16 protein-coding genes are annotated in these 16,410 nt (G+C 76.1%); 10 read left to right on the top strand and 6 right to left on the bottom strand.

Features of this window, described 5'->3' with window-relative positions; genetic code table 11:
• Window positions 1-2: 2 nt before the first annotated feature.
• Genes ACFPK1_RS24970 through ACFPK1_RS24995 form a run of 6 tightly spaced genes read left to right on the top strand, consistent with a single transcriptional unit; the run spans window position 3 to window position 4,412 of the window.
• Window positions 3-941: a methionyl-tRNA formyltransferase gene (locus ACFPK1_RS24970; RefSeq protein WP_378023656.1), complete on the top strand. Its 939-nt coding sequence runs from the start codon at window positions 3-5 to the stop codon at window positions 939-941.
• A complete protein-coding gene (locus ACFPK1_RS24975; RefSeq protein WP_378023657.1) occupies window positions 938-1,987 on the top strand; it encodes a FecCD family ABC transporter permease in 1,050 nt (349 codons plus the stop codon). Before ACFPK1_RS24970 ends, ACFPK1_RS24975 begins: the two co-directional genes overlap by 4 nt.
• Entirely contained in the window at window positions 1,984-3,045 is a 1,062-nt protein-coding gene (locus tag ACFPK1_RS24980; protein ID WP_378023658.1) for a FecCD family ABC transporter permease, read from the top strand. Before ACFPK1_RS24975 ends, ACFPK1_RS24980 begins: the two co-directional genes overlap by 4 nt.
• Before the next feature lie 3 nt (window positions 3,046-3,048).
• Window positions 3,049-3,891: an ABC transporter ATP-binding protein gene (locus ACFPK1_RS24985; RefSeq protein WP_378023659.1), complete on the top strand. Its 843-nt coding sequence runs from the start codon at window positions 3,049-3,051 to the stop codon at window positions 3,889-3,891.
• Between the two features lie 25 nt (window positions 3,892-3,916).
• Window positions 3,917-4,153, top strand: coding sequence for a phosphopantetheine-binding protein (locus ACFPK1_RS24990; protein WP_274282539.1), 237 nt, complete (start codon window positions 3,917-3,919; stop codon window positions 4,151-4,153).
• 4 nt (window positions 4,154-4,157) lie between these two features.
• On the top strand, window positions 4,158-4,412 hold the full coding sequence (locus ACFPK1_RS24995; RefSeq protein WP_378023660.1) for an MbtH family protein: 255 nt from the start codon (window positions 4,158-4,160) through the stop codon (window positions 4,410-4,412).
• A 96-nt stretch (window positions 4,413-4,508) separates the two neighbouring features.
• On the opposite strand, the gene ACFPK1_RS25000 is transcribed toward ACFPK1_RS24995, so the two are convergent.
• From ACFPK1_RS25000 to ACFPK1_RS25020, 5 genes are read right to left on the bottom strand one after another with little or no spacing between them, the layout of a single operon-like run.
• On the bottom strand, window positions 4,509-5,180 hold the full coding sequence (locus tag ACFPK1_RS25000; RefSeq protein WP_378023661.1) for an isochorismatase family protein: 672 nt from the start codon (window positions 5,178-5,180) through the stop codon (window positions 4,509-4,511).
• The gene (locus tag ACFPK1_RS25005; RefSeq protein ID WP_378023662.1) at window positions 5,177-6,865 is read right to left on the bottom strand and encodes a (2,3-dihydroxybenzoyl)adenylate synthase; all 1,689 of its coding nucleotides are present in this window, start codon (window positions 6,863-6,865) and stop codon (window positions 5,177-5,179) included. The genes ACFPK1_RS25000 and ACFPK1_RS25005 overlap by 4 nt, the downstream gene beginning before the upstream one ends.
• Entirely contained in the window at window positions 6,862-8,094 is a 1,233-nt protein-coding gene (locus ACFPK1_RS25010; RefSeq protein WP_378023663.1) for an isochorismate synthase, read from the bottom strand. The genes ACFPK1_RS25005 and ACFPK1_RS25010 overlap by 4 nt, the downstream gene beginning before the upstream one ends.
• Before the next feature lie 46 nt (window positions 8,095-8,140).
• Window positions 8,141-8,914 carry an SDR family NAD(P)-dependent oxidoreductase gene (locus ACFPK1_RS25015; RefSeq protein ID WP_378023664.1) on the bottom strand — a complete coding sequence of 258 codons (774 nt, stop codon included), beginning with the start codon at window positions 8,912-8,914 and terminating at the stop codon, window positions 8,141-8,143.
• Window positions 8,911-10,329, bottom strand: coding sequence for a lysine N(6)-hydroxylase/L-ornithine N(5)-oxygenase family protein (locus ACFPK1_RS25020; protein ID WP_378023665.1), 1,419 nt, complete (start codon window positions 10,327-10,329; stop codon window positions 8,911-8,913). The genes ACFPK1_RS25015 and ACFPK1_RS25020 overlap by 4 nt, the downstream gene beginning before the upstream one ends.
• 188 nt (window positions 10,330-10,517) lie before the next feature.
• Between ACFPK1_RS25020 and ACFPK1_RS25025 the strand changes: the two genes are divergently transcribed.
• The 4 genes from ACFPK1_RS25025 to ACFPK1_RS25040 are packed head-to-tail and all read left to right on the top strand — an operon-like array spanning window position 10,518 to window position 15,432.
• Window positions 10,518-12,206, top strand: coding sequence for an ABC transporter transmembrane domain-containing protein (locus ACFPK1_RS25025; RefSeq protein WP_378023666.1), 1,689 nt, complete (start codon window positions 10,518-10,520; stop codon window positions 12,204-12,206).
• Window positions 12,206-13,912 (top strand): ABC transporter ATP-binding protein, encoded by a 1,707-nt coding sequence (locus tag ACFPK1_RS25030; protein WP_378023667.1) that lies wholly within the window; start codon window positions 12,206-12,208, stop codon window positions 13,910-13,912. The genes ACFPK1_RS25025 and ACFPK1_RS25030 overlap by 1 nt, the downstream gene beginning before the upstream one ends.
• A 24-nt stretch (window positions 13,913-13,936) precedes the next feature.
• Window positions 13,937-14,500 (top strand): TetR/AcrR family transcriptional regulator, encoded by a 564-nt coding sequence (locus ACFPK1_RS25035; protein ID WP_378023668.1) that lies wholly within the window; start codon window positions 13,937-13,939, stop codon window positions 14,498-14,500.
• 35 nt (window positions 14,501-14,535) lie between these two features.
• A complete protein-coding gene (locus ACFPK1_RS25040) occupies window positions 14,536-15,432 on the top strand; it encodes a pyridoxamine 5'-phosphate oxidase family protein (protein ID WP_378023669.1) in 897 nt (298 codons plus the stop codon).
• Here the strand turns inward: ACFPK1_RS25040 and ACFPK1_RS25045 are convergent.
• A complete protein-coding gene (locus ACFPK1_RS25045) occupies window positions 15,417-16,370 on the bottom strand; it encodes an ABC transporter substrate-binding protein (RefSeq protein WP_378023670.1) in 954 nt (317 codons plus the stop codon). The genes ACFPK1_RS25040 and ACFPK1_RS25045 overlap by 16 nt on opposite strands.
• Window positions 16,371-16,410: the final 40 nt, after the last annotated feature.

A 16,410-nucleotide genomic window follows, 5' to 3' on the forward strand; every position in this document is an offset into this window, starting at 1 on the left:
CGATGCGCGTCGTCCTGTTCGGTTACCAGAAGTGGGGGGCGCGGCTGCTCGCCGCGCTGCTGGCGTCGCGGCACGAGGTGGTGCTGACCGTCAGCCACCCCGAGGAGGGCGAGTGGGCGCCCGCGATCTTCGAGGAGTCGATGGGCGACCTCGCCCGGGCGCACGACATCCCCGTCGTCTACCGCGAGAAGGCCGTCGACGCCGAGCTCGTGGAGGTGATCCGGGAGTCGGGCGCGGAGATCGGGCTGGCCTGCAACTGGCGGACCTGGATCAGCCCGGAGGTGTTCTCGGCGCCGGCCCGCGGCACCGTCAACACCCACGACTCGCTGCTGCCGAAGTACGCCGGCTTCTCCCCGCTGAACTGGGCGCTGATCAACGGTGAGAGCCAGGTCGGCATCACCGCGCACTGGATGGACGCCGACCTCGACCGCGGCGACATCATCACCCAGCGCACGGTGCCGGTGACGCCGACCGACACCACCGAGGACCTGTTCCACCGCACCGTGGAGCTGTTCGGCCCGCTCTCGCTCGAGGCCTTCGACCGCATCGAGCACGGGCCGCACGACTGGCTGCGCCAGGACCCGGAGCACGCGTCCTTCTTCCACAAGCGCGCGGACCCGGACAACAGGATCCACTGGGACCGGTCGGCGCGGGACCTCGTCAACCTCGTGCGCGCGCAGACCGGGCCGTACCCGAACGCCTGGTGCCGGCACGACGGCCGGCGGCTGCGCGTGCTCGAGGCGTCGGTGTCGCGGGAGAAGGCCGGCGGCACGCACGGGCGGGTGTTCGCCCGCGAGGGCCGCGGCGTGATCGTCGTCGCCGGGCCCGAGGCGTGGCGGGGCGGGCAGCACGGCCTGGTGCTGCAGCGCGTGCTGGACGAGGACGGGACCGAGCACGTCGCCGGCGACTACTTCCGCCGCATGGGGGACTACCTCGAATGACCACGGCGGCGGCTCCCGCTGCGGACGAGCGCAGCGCCCCTCCCCTGGCCACCGGGACCGCCCGCACGGCGGGCCTGGTGGCCGGGGTGGCGCTGCTCGCCGTGGCGGTGCTGCTGTCGCTCGCGGTGGGCGCGCTGCCGGTCTCGCCCGCGCAGGTGATCTCCGCGTTCACCGACGACGCCGGCACGGACGCCCACGTCGCCGTCCGCGAGCTGCGGCTCCCCCGCACGCTGATCGGGATCGCGGTCGGCGCGGCCCTGGGCGCGGCGGGCACCGTCATCCAGGGCGTCACCCGCAACCCGCTCGCCGACCCGGGCATCCTCGGCATCGAGGCCGGGGCGGCGTTCGCCGTCGTCACCGCGATCTACGTCCTGGGCATCACGAGCGTGTCCGGGTACACGTGGTTCGCCCTGCTCGGCGCGGGGGTGGCCGCCGTGGTGGTCTACACGCTCGGCGCCTCCGGGCGGGCGGCCGCGAGCCCGGTGACCCTGGCCCTGGCGGGCGCGGCGGTCGCCGCCCTGCTCACCGCGCTGACCTCGGCGCTGGCGCTGCTGGACTCCGGCACCCTCGACGCGTTCCGGTTCTGGATCGTCGGCTCGCTCGCCGGGCGCGACCTGGGGACGCTCGCCGGCGCGCAGCCCTTCATCCTCGTGGGCCTGCTGCTCGCCCTGTGGTCCACGCGGGCGCTCAACGCGCTGGCGCTCGGCGAGGACGTGGCGCGCTCGCTGGGCCAGCGGGTGGCGCTCTCGCGCGCGCTGGCCGCGCTCGCCGTGATCTGCTGCGCGGGCGGCGCCGTCGCGGTGGCCGGCCCGATCGGGTTCGTCGGCCTCGTCGTGCCGCACGCCGCCCGGGCGCTCGTCGGGCCGGACTACCGCTGGATCGTGCCCTACTCGCTGCTCATGGGCCCGATCCTGCTGCTGGTCGCCGACGTCATCGGCCGCGTGCTCGTGTCGCCGGGCGAGCTGCAGGTCGGGATCGTCATGGCCGTCATCGGCGCGCCGGTGTTCGTCTGGCTGGTGCGCCGGGGCAGGTTGGTGCAGTTGTGACCCGGTCGGTGGAGCGCACGACGTCGCGGCGCGTGCCGGTGCGCACCCGCTCGTTCTCGCGGCGCCTCGACGTGCGCCTGCTCGTGGTGTGCGGCGGCGCCGTGGTGATCGGCATCGTCGCGACCGCGCTGTCGGTGAGCGTCGGCGAGTTCCCCATCCCGTTGCGCGACGTCGCCGCCACGCTGGTCGGTGCCGGCACGCGCACCGACGAGTTCATCATCGTCGGGCTGCGCCTGCCGCGCGCCCTGGTGGGGCTGGGCTGCGGGATGGCGCTCGGGGTGTCCGGGCTGATCTTCCAGACGCTGGTGCGCAACCCCCTCGCGGCGCCGGACGTCATCGGCGTCACCGGGGGCGCGAGCCTCACCGGGGTCGCCGTGCTCATCCTCGGCGCCCCGCCGGCCCTGCTGCCCGTCGGGGCCTTCGCCGGCGCGGTCGCCTCGGCGACGCTGGTCTACGCGCTGGCCTGGCGCGGCGGGCTCTCGCCGTACCGGCTGGTCCTGGTCGGCATCGCCCTGGCCGCCGCGTTCGCCGCCGGGACGTCGTACCTGCTGGTGGTGGGCGAGCTCATCGACGTGCAGCGCGCCGCGGTGTGGCTCGTCGGCAGCCTCAACGGCGTCACGTGGGAGGAGTTCTGGCCGCTGGTCGCGGGGCTGGTCGTGCTCTTCCCGGCCACCGCCGCCCTCACCCGCGCGCTGGACGCCCTGTCGCTGGGCGAGGAGTCGTCGGTCGCGCTCGGGGTGGACGTGTCACGGGCCCGCCTCGCCCTGGTGGTCGTGGCCGCGGCGCTGGCGGCGTTCGCGGTGGCCGCCGCCGGGCCGATCGGGTTCGTCGCGTTCATCGCCCCGCACATCGCGCGGCGGCTGACCGGGCTCACCGGGGCCGCGGTGCTCCCCGCGGCCGCCCTGGTCGGCGGCGTGCTGGTGATGGTCTGCGACCTCGTCGCCCGGGTCGTCCTCGCCCCCGTCGAGCTGCCCGTCGGGACGGTCACCGCCGTCGTCGGCGCGCCCTTCTTCCTCTACCTGCTCCACCGCGCCAACCGTCCGGTCCGAGGAGGCTGACGCATGAGCCTGCACGCTCGCGAGCTCACCCTGGGCTACGGCGGCGACCCGGTCGTCGCCGACCTCTCCCTCGAGCTGCCCCCGGGCGCCATCACCGCGATCGTCGGCGCCAACGCGTGCGGCAAGTCGACGCTGCTGCGCGGGCTGGCGCGCCTGCTCGCGCCCCGCTCGGGCGCGGTGCTGCTCGACGGGACCGAGCTCGCGAAGCTCGGCACCCGCGAGGTCGCCCGGCGCCTCGGCCTGCTGCCGCAGTCGCCGGCGGCCCCGGAGGGGCTGACCGTCGAGGACCTCGTCGCCCGGGGCCGCTACCCGCACCAGTCGTGGCTGCAGCAGTTCTCCCGCGACGACCAGGAGCACATCGAGTGGGCCCTCGAGGTCACCGACACCGTCGGGCTGCGGCGCCGCGCGCTCGACCAGCTCTCGGGCGGTCAGCGCCAGCGGGCGTGGATCGCGATGGCGCTGGCACAGGACACCGGGACCCTGCTGCTCGACGAGCCCACGACGTTCCTCGACATGGCCCACCAGGTCGAAGTGCTCGACCTGCTCGCCGACCTCAACCGCGAGCAGGGCCGCACGGTCGTCATGGTGCTGCACGACCTCAACCAGGCCTGCCGGTACGCCGACCACCTGGTCGCCATGCACCGCGGGCGCATCCACGCGCAGGGCCCGCCCGCCGACGTCGTCGACGCGGAGATGGTGCGGGCCGTGTTCGGGCTCGACGTCCGCATCGTCGCCGACCCCGAGGAGCACACGCCGATGTGCGTGCCGGCGCGCCGGCGCCGGCGGCGCTCGGAGGTGGCCGTCGGCGAGCACGAGCCCCTCGCACCCGACCCGACACTCCCTTGATCAGCATCCGGCGGAAGGACCAGCCATGGCGGCAGTGATCCTCGATCGCGACCGGCTCCGGGCCGACATCGCGGCGGCCCTCGGCGAGGCGCCCGAGGACGTCGGCGACGACGACGACCTCATGGACCTCGGCCTCGACTCGATCCGGCTCATGAGCCTCGTCGAGCAGTGGCGCGCCGAGACCGGCTCCGAGATCGGCTTCGTCGACCTCGCCGAGGAACCCACCGTCGCGGCCTGGAGCCGCTTGTTCAACGGAGCGTGACCCGATGCCCAATCCGTTCGACGACACCGACGGCCGCTTCCTCGTGCTCGTGAACGACGAGGGCCAGCACAGCCTCTGGCCCGTCTTCGCCGAGGTCCCGGCGGGGTGGACGGTGGTGCTCGGCGCCGCCGACTCGTCCGCCCCGGAGGACGGCGTGCCGGGCATCGACCGTGCCGCCGCCCTGGAGTACGTGGAGCAGCACTGGATAGACATGCGCCCCCGCAGCCTCGTGGAGAGCATGGAGCGGGCGGGGCGCTGAGACCCCGTCGCGGCGGTTACTGGCTGGTATCTCTCGCCTGGCGAGGGATACCAGCCAGTAATGCGGGGCAGGGCGGGGCAGGGCGGAGCAGGTCGGTCAGGCCGGCGCCCGGCGGGCCGCGTGGTCGAACGCCCCGCGCACGGCGTCGGTCGACAGGACGACCCCGCAGCGCTGCGCGGTCCACGTGAGCGCCTGCTCGTGGTGGTCGCGGGAGAAGTCGGCGACCGCGTCGGCCACGAGGAACGGCTGGACGTCGCGCATGAACGCCTCGACCGCGGTGACCATGCACCCGATGTGCGCGTAGATCCCCGTGATCAGCAGCTGGTCGCGGCCCGCGTCGGCGAGCATCTCCTGCAGCGAGCTGCGCTGGAACGCGCTGTAGCGCCACTTCGTCAGGACCTCGTCGCCGGGCTCGGGAGCGAGCTCGTCGACGATCGCCACGACCTCGGGGTCCTCGAGGTAGGCGGCGGCGGGGCCGCGGCCCCAGAAGTCGTCGAGCAGGCCGCGGTCGGCGGGCGGCTGCTCGCCGGGCTGCGCGGTGTAGACCACGGGGACGCCCAGGGAGCGCGCCCGGGCGGTCAGCGCGGCGATGTTCCCGACGCAGACGCTGACCGGCTCCTCGTCCCGCGCGAACGGGGCGAGGAAGTAGCGCTGCATGTCGTGCACGAGCAGGACCGCGCGCTCGGGGTCGGGCGACCAGTCGGGGCGGCTGGCCGGCAGCTCGTGCGACCGCGGCATCGGGTAGGGCGCGATCGGCGGGATGCTCACGGGTGGCTCTCCTCTGCCTGGTTCCGGGTGGCGCGCGCGGCCAGCGCCGTCCGCAGGGCGCGGCGGCTGGTCTTGCCCACGCCGGTGACGGGGAAGGCGTCGACGACCTCGACGGTGTCGGGCACCTTGTAGGCCGCCACCCCGCGCTCGCGCACGAAGCGGCGCAGGGCGTTCGGGCGCGGCGGGTCCCGGTCGGGCACCGGGATGACGTAGGCGTGGGTGCGCTCGCCGAGGAAGTCGTCCGGGACGCCGACGATCGCCGCGTCGACGACGTCGGGGTGGGCCAGGAGGTGGTTCTCGACCTCCTCCGCCGCGATCTTCTCCCCGCCCCGGTTGATCTGCTCCTTGACCCGTCCCGTGACGACGATGTCGCCGCGCTCGGTGATCCGGACCAGGTCGCCGGTGCGGTAGAAGCCGTCGGCGGTGAACGCGACCGCGTTGTGCTCTGCGGCGCGGTAGTAGCCGCGGATCGTGTAGGGCCCGCGGGTCAGCAGCGCCCCGACCTCGCCCCGGGGCACCTCGTGCTCGTCGGGGTCGGCGGGGTCGACCACCCGGATCTCGTCGTCCGGCGAGATCGGGCGACCCTGGGTCTCCTCGACGACGTCGTCGGGGTCGTCGTCGCGGGTGTAGTTGACCAGGCCCTCGGCCATGCCGAACACCTGCTGCAGGCGCGCCCCCAGAGCGACCGGGATGCGGCGGGCGAGCTCGGCGGCGCACTTGGCCCCGCCGACCTGCAGCATCGCCAGGCTCGAGAGGTCGCGCGTCGACGTCCCCGCCGCCTGCACCCACGCCGCCGCGAGCGGGGGCACCACCGCCGCCAGCGTGACCCGCTGCGACTCCACCAGCGCGAAGCAGGTGTCGGCGTCCGGCGAGGGCGCGAGCACCGCGGTGCCGCCCGCGTGGACCACGCCGAGCAGGCCCGGCGAGCTCATCGTGAAGTTGTGCGCCGCGGGCAGGGCCGCGAGGTACACGGTGTCCGGCGACAGCCCGCAGATCTCCGCGCTGGCCCGGACGCTGTAGAGGTAGTCGTCGTGGGTGCGCGGGATCAGCTTCGGCAGCCCGGTCGTGCCGCCCGAGAGCTGCAGGAACGCGACCGACGAGGGGTCGGCGCCGTCGCCGGGCAGCACGTCGCGCGGGGCGTGGCGCAGCGAGGACAACGGGAGCGCGCCGGCCGGCAGCTCCGCCCCGGGGGGCGCGGCCACCACCACGTGGCGCACGCTCGGCACGGCGGCGGCGACCTCGGCGGCCGCGGCGGCGTGGTCGAACCGGTCGTGGCGGGCGACGGTGACGATCGCGACCGCCTCGGCGTGCTCGGCGAAGTAGCGGATCTCGCTGCCGCGGTGCGCGGGCAGCGCGAACACGGGCAGCGCGCCGAGCCGGAACAGCGCGAAGATCGTCTCCAGGTACTCGGGGACGTTCGGCAGCCACACCACGACCCGGTCGCCGGGCGCCACCCCGAGCTCGGCCAGGCCGACGGCGAGGCCGCGGGCCCGGGCGTCGAGCTCGGCGTACGTCCAGCGCTGCTCGCCCGACGGGCCGGTGCCGACCACCGCGGTCCGCCCGCCGTGCTCGGCGACGGCGGTGTCGAGCAGGTCCGGGAACGTCTGCCCGGTCCAGTACCCGGCCGCGCGGTAGCGCTCGGCGAACTCCGCGGGATACGGGACGACGCCCCGGGCGACCGTCACGGCGTCGCCTCCAGCCCCAGCGCGCCCAGCAGCGTGCGGAACTTGGCCGCGGTCTCGGCGAGCTCGGCCTCCGGGCGCGAGCCCTCGACGACGCCCGCCCCCGCGTACACCCGCACCGCGCGCCCGGCGACCTCGGCGCAGCGGATGGTCACCGCCCACTCGCCGTCGCCCGCGGCGTCGCACCAGCCGACCAGCCCGGTGTAGAAGCCGCGCGGGAACTCCTCGAGCTCCTCGATCGCCGCGCGGGCCGCGTCGGTGGGCTCGCCGCACACCGCGGGCGTGGGGTGCAGCGCCTCGGCGAGCTGCAGCGACGTCGGCGCGGGGTCGCGCAGCCGGCCCTCGACGTGCGTGCCGAGGTGCCACAGCGACGCGGTCCGCGTGACGCTCGGCGCCGACGGGACGTGCAGCGAGGCGCAGAACGGGGCGAGGCGCTCGGCGACCCGGTCGACGACGAGGGCGTGCTCGCGCAGGTCCTTCGTCGACCGCGCGAGCTCCTCGCCGCGGCGCGCGTCCTCCTCGGGGTCGGGGCTGCGCGGCGCGGTGCCCGCGAGCGGGTGGGAGACGACGACGTCGCCGCGCCGGGCGGCCAGCAGCTCGGGGCTGTTGCCCAGCAGCGTGCGCGGTCCGGGGTCATGAGGGTCGGTGACGTCCGCGGCGAACACGTACCCCGAGGGGTTGCGCACGGCGAGGCGCTCGAGCACCGCGGCGACGTCGAGCAGCTCGGGCGCGGTCAGGGTCGCCGCGCGGGCGAGCACCACCTTCTCGAGGTCGCCCTCGGCGATCATCTCCAGCGCCCGCGCGACGGCGGCGGCGTACCGCGGCGGCGGCGGCTCGGCCCGGAAGTCCCAGCGCGTGCCGACCGAGGCCGGGGCCGACGGCGGCGCCACCAGCGGCGGGACCGGCGGCGCGTCGCCCTCCTCGCGCGCCACCGTCGGCGTGCGGTGCACGTGGGCGGGCACGACGAGGCGCGCCGTGCCGGGCGCGAACCCGACCGCCCCGACCACGAGCGGGTCCTCCTCGCCCGCGGCGCGCTCGGCGGCGAGCGTCGCGGCGGCCATGGCGCCGACCGAGCCCGGCGAGGCGGCGGGCACGCGGGTGCGGATCCCCGTGGTGCGCAGCGTCATCTCGCGGGTGGAGAACACGAAGGCGCCCGGCCCGGACCCCGGGCCCGGCGGCACGTCGACCGACACGTCGGGCTCCGGACCGGCGCTGGTCGGGATGCTGGTCATGGGTGTCCTCTCACAGGCGGCGGGTGGTCGTGCGAGAACAGGACGGTCAGGGCCCGAGCGAGGCCCCGCCGTCGACGTAGACGGTCTGCAACGTGACGTGGCGGGCGGCGTCGGAGGCGAGGAAGGCGACGACCTCCGCGACGTCCTCGGGCGCGGCGATGCGGCCCAGCGGGATGCCGAGCTTGAACGTCTCCGCCGAGCCGCGGACCAGGGCGGCGTGGTCGGCGGGCAGGTCGCCCATCGCCCCCATGGCACTGAGCATCCCGGTGTCGGTGGAGCCGGGGCACACGACGTTGGCCCGCACGCCGTGCCCGGCGAGCTCGAGGCCCAGGCAGCGCGTGACCGCCACCGCGGCGGCCTTGGACGCGGCGTAGGCCGCCATCCCCGTGCGCGGCACGCCGGCGGCGTTCGACGCGACCGTCACCACCGACCCGCCGCCCCGCTGCGCGAACCGGGCGCCGACGGCGCGGCATGCGTGCATGACGCCGGTCGCGTTGACGTCGAGGCAGTGGCGCCAGTCGGCGTCGTCGATCTCGGTCACCGCCGCGACGTGCAGCACGCCCGCCACGTTGACCAGCATGCGCAGCGGGCCCAGCGCGTCCTCGGCCGCGCCGACGGCCTTCTCCACCGCGGCGGCGTCGGTGACGTCACCCGGCACGGCGACGGCGGTGGCGCCGCGGGCGCGCAGCGCGTCGGCAGCGGCCTCGGTGGCCTCGGCGTCGCGGTCGAGCAGGGCCACCGGCGCGCCCGCGTCGGCCAGGCGCCGGCACACCGCGGCCCCGATCCCGCCGGCGGCGCCGGTGACCAGTGCCGGCGTCATTCGGTGATCACCCCCGGGTCGCCCCAGCCGGACCCGAGCGTCGCGGGCTCCCCGACCTCGTCGTGGGCGACGGTCAGGTCGGGCCCGGAGCGGTGGTGGCCGAGCACCGAGTCGAGGATCTCCGCGGCGCGCACCGCCGTCGTCGACAGCAGCGTCGAGCTGATGCCGTGGGTGTGCTCGGTGGGTCCCTGCAGGTAGATGCCGGCGCGCAGCGGGTGGACGGTGTGCAGGCGGTAGTCGCGCTCGACCAGGAGCTCGCCGTCCTCGGCCCGCCGGCACCAGGCGCCGACGTCGCCGAGCAGCCCGCTGGGATCGATGGGGCGGTAGCCGGTGGCGTAGACGACGATGTCGGCGCTGATCGTGTGGACCTGGCCGGTGGGCAGGAACTCGACGTCGAGGGCGAGCGCCAGGTCCGGCGCTAGCGGGTCCGACACCTCCGGCACGCCCGCCACGCGGCTCGCCCCGTGCACGTGCAGGCGCTGCGTCCCGGCGACCTTCTCCTGGTAGGCGCGGGTGTAGAGGTCACCGATCAGCTCCGGGTCGACCACCGAGTAGTTCGTGTTCGCGTGGTAGTCCATGAGCATCTGCTTGACCTCGCCCGGGGCCGCGTAGAAGTGGTCCACCGCCTCCGGGTCGAAGATCCTGTTGGCGAAGGAGGTGTCGTCGGCCGGGCTGTAGCCGTACCGCGAGAACACCGAGTGCACCGCGGCCGCGTCCTCGCGGTCGTGCAGGTGGGCCGTGGCCTCGGCAGCGCTCTGCCCGGCGCCGACGACGACGTAGCGGCGGCTGCGCGGCGGAGCCGGCGCGAGGTCGGCGAGCCGGAACAGCAGCTCGCTGTTGTGCCACACGCGCTCGCAGCGCTGGACGCCCGGCGGCAGCCAGGGCACCAGCCCGGTGGCCAGGATCAGGTTGCGCGTGCGCACCACCCGGGTGCCGTCGCCCTGCGCGTCGCGCAGCACGACGTCGAGCTGGTCGACGGCGCCGTCCGGGCCCGGCACGGGCTCCACGGAGACCGCGCGCGTCCCGTACGACACGAGGTGGCGCACGTCGGCCGCGCACCACTCGAGGTAGTCGTGGAACTCGACCCGGGACGGGAACATCGTCTTGGTGTTGATGAAGTCGGCGAGCCGGCCCTGGCCCTGCAAATAGTTGAGGAACGACCGCGGGCTGGTGGGGTCCCGCATGGTGACCAGGTCCTTGAGGAAGGAGACCTGCATCGTCGCGCCCGGCAGCAGCATGCCGCGGTGCCAGCCGAACGCCGCCTGCTGCTCCACGAACGACGCCGCGACCCGCGCCGACGCCGGGACCCGCTCGTTGTGCTCCTGGATCGCCAACGCCAGCGCCAGGTTCGAGGGGCCGAACCCCACGCCCAGCACGTCGAGGACGGCGTCCGGACGCCCCGGCTCGCGACTCATCGCACTCCTCGCCTCGCCCGTGGGATGCAAGATCGTTAGGGAACCCTAACCTAACCCTCCCGTATCGGGCGACGCGACTGTCATTACGGCCACACCACGTGATCGCCCGGTCACGCTGCCCACCCGGACGGCTTCGCGGTGATCGCCCACCGCCGCCACCGTGAGAACCTGACCGCCGTGACCGCCCCGTGACGACACCGATCACCGGCCCGGCCCTGCTGCGCGGCTCGATCCGCCACCAGCGGGGACCCGTCGCCGCCGCGGCGGCCCTGTTCGTGGGCCACCAGTCCTGCGAGGCCCTGGTCCCGGTGCTGGTCGGCGTCGTCGTGGACCGCGCGATCGCGGCCGGCGACCCCGTGGCCCTCCTCGGCTGGCTCGCCGTGCTGGGCCTCGACTTCCTCGTGCTCTCCTTCTCCTACCGGTGGGGCGCCCGGCGCGCCTGGCTGGCCGACGTGCGCGCCGACCAGCGGCTGCGCCTGCTCGTGGCCGACCGGCTCCTCGACCCGCGCGGGGGCGCCGAGGCGGGCCGGCTGCCCGGCGAGCTCGCCACCGTCGCGGTCGGCGACGCGAAGCGGGTGGGGATCGTGAACTTCGCCGTGCCCCTGGGGCTCGCGGCGCTGGCCGCGATGCTCGTGGCTGCGGTCGCCCTGCTGCGCACCTCGGTGCCGCTCGGCCTGCTCATCCTGCTGGGGACGCCGCCGCTGCTGCTGGTCGTGCACTTCCTCGGCGTCCCGCTGCAGCGCCGCAGCGGGCCCGAGCAGGAACGGGCCGCGCGCGCCTCGGGGGTCGCCGCCGACCTCGTCGACGGGGTGCGCGTGCTCAAGGGGCTCGGCGCGGTCCCGGCCGCGGTCGCGCGCTACCGCCGCGCCAGCCGCGACGCGCTCGGCGCCACCCTCGGGGCCACCCGGGTCCAGGCCGGCTACCAGGGCGCGGTGCTCGCGGCGAACGGGCTCTTCCTCGCCCTCGTCGCGCTCGTCGGCGGCCGGCTCGCCGCCGACGGGCAGATCAGCGTCGGTGGCCTGGTCGCCGCGGTCGGCCTCGCCCAGTTCCTCATCACCCCGCTGCAGATGCTGGGGTGGGTCAACGCCCGCGTCGCGCAGGGCCGGGCGTCGGCCGCGCGCATCGCCGCGCTGCTCGCCACCGGGCCCGCGATCGGCGACGGCGACCCCGCCACCCCGACCGTGCCCGCCCGGCCCGCGCTGGCCGTGCACGACCTGCACCACGACACCCTGCGCGGGGTCGACCTCGACGTGGCCGCCGGCGAGACCGTCGGGGTGGTCGCCGCCGACCCCGCCGACGCCGCCGCCCTCGTCGCGTGCCTGGCCCGCGAGGCCGACCCCGCCCGCGGCACGATCACCGTCGAGGGCCGGCCCCTCGCGGCGCACCCGCCCCGGGTCGCGCGCACCGCGGTGCTCGTCGCGGCCCACGGCGCGGACCTGTTCTCGGGCACGCTGCACGAGAACGTCGCCGCCGCCGCGGGGAACGGCGCGGTGGCGCCGGCGATGGCCGCGGCGCGGGCCGACCAGGTCGCCGAGGTGCTGCCCGACGGGGCCGACACCGTGCTCACCGAGCAGGGCCGCTCGCTGTCCGGCGGCCAGCGCCAGCGGGTCGCGCTGGCGCGGGCGCTGGCCGCCGACGCCCCGGTGCTCGTCCTGCACGACCCGACGACGGCCATCGACGCGGTCACCGAGGTCCTGATCGCCGACGGCCTCGCGGCGGTGCGGGACGGGCGCACGACCCTGCTGCTCGCGACGAGCCCGGCCCTGCTCGGGGTCACCGACCGCGTGGTGCTGCTCGTCGACGGCCGGGTCGCGGCGACCGGCACGCACGCCGGGCTCCTCGACAGCGACGCGACCTACCGTGGGGCGGTGACCTGATGGAGCGCGAGCTCCTCCCCGTCGCCGGCGCCCGCGCTGTGCGGATCGCCGTAGGTCGCCTGCTGCGGGGTCGCCGCGGGGTCCTCGCGGTCGGGCTCGCGGCGCTGGTGGCCAGCGCGGTCGCCGGCGTGCTCGTGCCGCCGCTGCTCGGGCAGATCGTCGACGTGGTCGTGGCCCGGCGCGGGGCGGACGCGGTGACCGGCCCGGCCCTGGGCCTCGTGGGCGCCGCGCTCGCCCAGGGCCTGCTCGCCGTCGTGGGGATGGCCGCGATCGCGCGGGCCGGCGAGGAGGTGCTCGCCGACCTGCGCGAGGCGTTCGTCGCCCGCGCCCTCGGGCTGCCGCTCGCGCGCCTCGAGCAGGCCGGCGCGGGCGACCTGACCTCGCGCGTCACCGCCGACCTCGCGCTGGTCGGCGACGCGGTGCGCCAGGCCGTGCCCGACATGGCCCGCGGGGCGCTGGTGATCGTCCTGAGCCTCGGCGGGCTCGCGGTGCTCGACCTGCGGTTCCTGCTCGCGGCCCTGGTGGCCGTGCCCGTGCAGGTGCTCACCGCCCGCTGGTACGTGCGCCGGTCGAGCCCGCTCTACCGCGAGCAGCGCGAGGTCGGTGGCGCGCAGCAGCAACAGCTGCTCGACACCGCCGGCGGCATCGCGACCGTGCGCGCGCTCGACCTGCACGACGACCACACCGACCGGGTCCGCTCGCGCGCCCGGGACGTGGTCGACCTCGCGCTGCGGGTCGTGCGGCTGCAGACCGGGTTCTTCGGGCGGCTCAACCTCGCCGAGTTCCTCGGGGTCGCCGCCGTGCTCGCGACCGGGTTCGCGCTGGTCGACGCGGGCGCGGCCACGGTCGGCGTCGCCAGCGCGGCCGCCCTGTACTTCATCAACCTGTTCAACCCGGTCAACGAGGTGCTGTTCCTCCTCGACACCGTGCAGTCGGCGGGCGCGAGCCTCGCGCGGGTCGTGGGCGTCGCGGAGCTCGACGAGCCGGCGCCCGCCGACCGCTCGGCGACCGACGACGGCGTCCGGGTCCGCGGCGTCTCCCACGCCTACACCCCGGGCCACGAGGTGCTCACCGGCGTCGACCTCGACGTCGCGCCCGGCACCCGCCTGGCGCTGGTCGGGGCCAGCGGCGCCGGCAAGACGACGCTCGCGGCGATCGTCGCGGGCGTGCACCGCCCCGGGGCCGGGTCGGTCACGGCGGGCGAGGTCGCGATGGTGAGCCAGGAGGTGCACGTCTTCGCCGGCCCGCTCGCCGAGGACCTGCGCCTCGCCGCGCCCGACGCCACCGACGAGGAGCTCTGGGCCGCGCTGGACGTCGTCGACGCCCGCGACTGGGTCGCCGCGCTGCCCGCGGGCCTGCAGACGGTCGTCGGCACGGGCGCGCACACCCCGACCGCCGCGCAGGCCCAGCAGCTCGCCCTCGCCCGACTGGTGCTCGCCGACCCGGCCGTCGCCGTGCTCGACGAGGCCACCGCGGAGGCCGGCAGCGCCGGGGCGCGCGTGCTCGAGGCCGCCGCCGACCGCGCGCTGCGGGGGCGGACCGCGCTGGTCGTCGCGCACCGCCTCACCCAGGCCGCGGCGGCCGACGCGATCGCCGTGCTCGACGCCGGCGTGCTCGTCGAGTACGGCACCCACGAGGAGCTGCTCGCCGCGGGCGGGCGCTACGCGGAGCTGTGGGCCGCAGGGGCAGGCCGCAGCACGTCTTGACCGATGGTTCGGTAATCTCGGGGCATGCCACGCCCGCCGTCGGTCGACGAGGACCAGCTCGCCGACCTCATCGTCGCGGTGTTCCGCGAGAAGGGGTTCGAGGGCACCGGGATCGGCGACCTCGCGGCCGCCTCCGGGCTGCAGCGGGCGAGCCTGTACCACCGGTTCCCCGCGGGCAAGGAGCAGATGGCCCAGGTCGCCCTCACGCGGGTCGGGCAGCGCTTCGACGGGGTCCTCGCCCCGCTGCGCGACGACCCGGACGTCGCCCGGGGCGTCGCCGAGACGGCGCGCCGGCTCGGCGAGTTCTACGGGGCGGGCGCGCTGTCCTGCGTGCTCGACACCATGACGCTGGCCGGGGCGCCCGCGCCGCTGCGTGACCACGCGCGCTCGCTCGCGGCGGCCTGGATCGACGCGATGACCGCCGCCGCGCGGCGCGCCGGCCACCGGCCCGACGCCGCGGTCCGCGCCGCCCGTGACGCCTTCGTGCGCCTCGAGGGCGCGCTCGTCCTCGGGCGGGTCACCGGCGACACCGGCGTCTTCGCCGAGACCCTCGCGCTGCTGCCGACCCTGCTCGTGCCGGACGGATAGTTGTTTATTACCGATCGTTCGGTAATATCGTGGACATGAGGTTCCACGACGGCGAGCTGGCCGCGCAACGGGCGGCGGGGCTCACGGAGCAGGCGGAGCGGGTCCGGCCGATCGTCGCGAGCACGGTCCCCCGCGGGGCGGCCGACTTCCTGCTCCGGCGGCGCCTGCTGGTGCTGGGCGCCGCGGACCGCGACGGGCGGGTGTGGGCGACCACCCTGCAGGGGCCGGAGGGATTCGTGTCCGCCGTGGGGCCGTCCACGGTGCGCGTGACCGCGGACGTGCCGGCGACGGACCCGCTGGCCGAGGCCCTGCGCGGCACGGTGGAGGTCGGCACGCTAGCGATCGACCTCGCGACGCGCAAGCGGCTGCGCGTCAACGGCCGCTGGCGGCCCGTGGACGGGGGCGCCGAGATCGAGGTGGCGCAGGCCTACGGCAACTGCCCCAAGTACATCCAGGCGCGGGCCGTCCTCGAGGAGGCACCGGCCGGCGGGGGCCCGGTGGCGACGCGGGGGACGGCGCTGAGCGCCGCCCAGGCGGAGCTGGTGGCCGGCGCCGACACCTTCTTCGTCGCGACGGCCGCCGCCGGCGGTGCGGACGTCTCGCACCGCGGCGGCGCCCCCGGCGTCGTGCGCGTGGTCTCGCCGACCGAGCTGACGTGGCCCGACTACGTCGGCAACGCGATGATGATGACCGCGGGGAACCTGTCCCTGCAGCCCGCGGCGGGGCTGCTCTTCCCCGACTGGCGCACCGGCGCGACCCTCCAGCTGACCGGCACGGCCGAGGTGCGCCCGGCGCCGGCCGGCGAGGTCGCCGGGCCCGCCACCGGCCGGGAGACGGTCTTCCGCGTCGCCGGGACGGTGTGGACGGAGAACGCCTTCCCGACCGGCTGGTCGGCGCCGGCCTACTCGCGGTTCAACTACGGCGCGGCGTAGACCCGCGCGAGCTCCGGGGTGACCTGGTCGAGCGCGTAGGGCAGGCTCAGCGGGCTCGAGAATCCCAGCGCGCCCGCCACCGGCGACGCCTCGTCGCCGAGGAACACGACCCGGTTCGCCCGCGTCGCCCCGAGGTTGGCGAACACCGGGTTCGCCAGGACCGTCTGCGGCGGGACGCCGAGGACGGCGACGGCCTGCTGGTCGAGCCGGCCGAGCTGCTCGCTGGACAGCGTCTCGGTGGTGTCCTGGACGGCCAGGCCGAGGCCCGTGAAGAGCTGGGTCCGGGCGTCGTCGCGCCCGAGCAGGTTGAACTCGCCGGAGGCCACGAGCGCGACGGCGAGGTTCCTGCCGGCCAGCTGCGGGTTCGCGGCGCGGGCGTCGGCGAAGCGGCGCTCGACGTCGCCGACGACCTGCTCACCGCGCTCGGGGACCCCGAGGGCGCGGGCGGTGATGCGGGTCTGCTCCTGCCACGGCGCGGCGACGCCCTCGGTCGGGTCGGCCACGGTCGGCGCGATCTGCGAGAGCCGGTCGTAGGTGGCGCGGTCCATGTAGGAGTAGACGCCGAGGATGACGTCCGGCGCCAGCGAGGCGACCTTCTCGATGTCGATCTCGTTGCCGCCGACCATCTCGGGCCGCTGCCCGTTCAGCTGCTGCTGGGCCCACGGGCGGGTGGTCTCGTCGAAGGCGCCGATGAAGTCGCGCACCCCGACCGGCACGGTGCCGAGGGCGAGGGCGAAGTCGGCGTCGTTGTAGCCGACCGTCACGACGCGGACCGGGCGGTCCGGGATGGTGGTCTGGCCGAAGGCGTGCGGGATGGTGACCGGGAAGCCGGGCGCCGCGGCACCCGGTGCCGGCTCGTCCCCGCCCGATCCGCACCCGGCGAGCAGCAGGGCGAGGACCGCGGCGAGGGCGGCGGCGAAGCGGACACGGAGGGTCATTCGGGGGCACTCCGGGGGATTCGTCGGTGATCGTCGGAGG

Origin of the sequence: Actinomycetospora rhizophila (assembly GCF_042657905.1) — a bacterium.
GTDB classification, from domain to species: domain Bacteria; phylum Actinomycetota; class Actinomycetes; order Mycobacteriales; family Pseudonocardiaceae; genus Actinomycetospora; species Actinomycetospora rhizophila.

Excerpts from the sequence above, each read along its gene's own strand:
- ACFPK1_RS24970 (WP_378023656.1), top strand. The coding sequence starts at position 3 with ATGCGCGTCGTCCTGTTCGGTTACCAGAAGTGGGGGGCGCGGCTGCTC.
- ACFPK1_RS24975 (WP_378023657.1), top strand. The coding sequence starts at position 938 with ATGACCACGGCGGCGGCTCCCGCTGCGGACGAGCGCAGCGCCCCTCCC.
- ACFPK1_RS24985 (WP_378023659.1), top strand. The coding sequence starts at position 3,049 with ATGAGCCTGCACGCTCGCGAGCTCACCCTGGGCTACGGCGGCGACCCG.
- ACFPK1_RS24990 (WP_274282539.1), top strand. The coding sequence starts at position 3,917 with ATGGCGGCAGTGATCCTCGATCGCGACCGGCTCCGGGCCGACATCGCG.
- ACFPK1_RS24995 (WP_378023660.1), top strand. The coding sequence starts at position 4,158 with ATGCCCAATCCGTTCGACGACACCGACGGCCGCTTCCTCGTGCTCGTG.
- ACFPK1_RS25010 (WP_378023663.1), bottom strand. The coding sequence starts at position 8,094 with ATGACCAGCATCCCGACCAGCGCCGGTCCGGAGCCCGACGTGTCGGTC.
- ACFPK1_RS25015 (WP_378023664.1), bottom strand. The coding sequence starts at position 8,914 with ATGACGCCGGCACTGGTCACCGGCGCCGCCGGCGGGATCGGGGCCGCG.
- ACFPK1_RS25020 (WP_378023665.1), bottom strand. The coding sequence starts at position 10,329 with ATGAGTCGCGAGCCGGGGCGTCCGGACGCCGTCCTCGACGTGCTGGGC.
- ACFPK1_RS25030 (WP_378023667.1), top strand. The coding sequence starts at position 12,206 with ATGGAGCGCGAGCTCCTCCCCGTCGCCGGCGCCCGCGCTGTGCGGATC.
- ACFPK1_RS25035 (WP_378023668.1), top strand. The coding sequence starts at position 13,937 with ATGCCACGCCCGCCGTCGGTCGACGAGGACCAGCTCGCCGACCTCATC.
- ACFPK1_RS25040 (WP_378023669.1), top strand. The coding sequence starts at position 14,536 with ATGAGGTTCCACGACGGCGAGCTGGCCGCGCAACGGGCGGCGGGGCTC.
- ACFPK1_RS25045 (WP_378023670.1), bottom strand. The coding sequence starts at position 16,370 with ATGACCCTCCGTGTCCGCTTCGCCGCCGCCCTCGCCGCGGTCCTCGCC.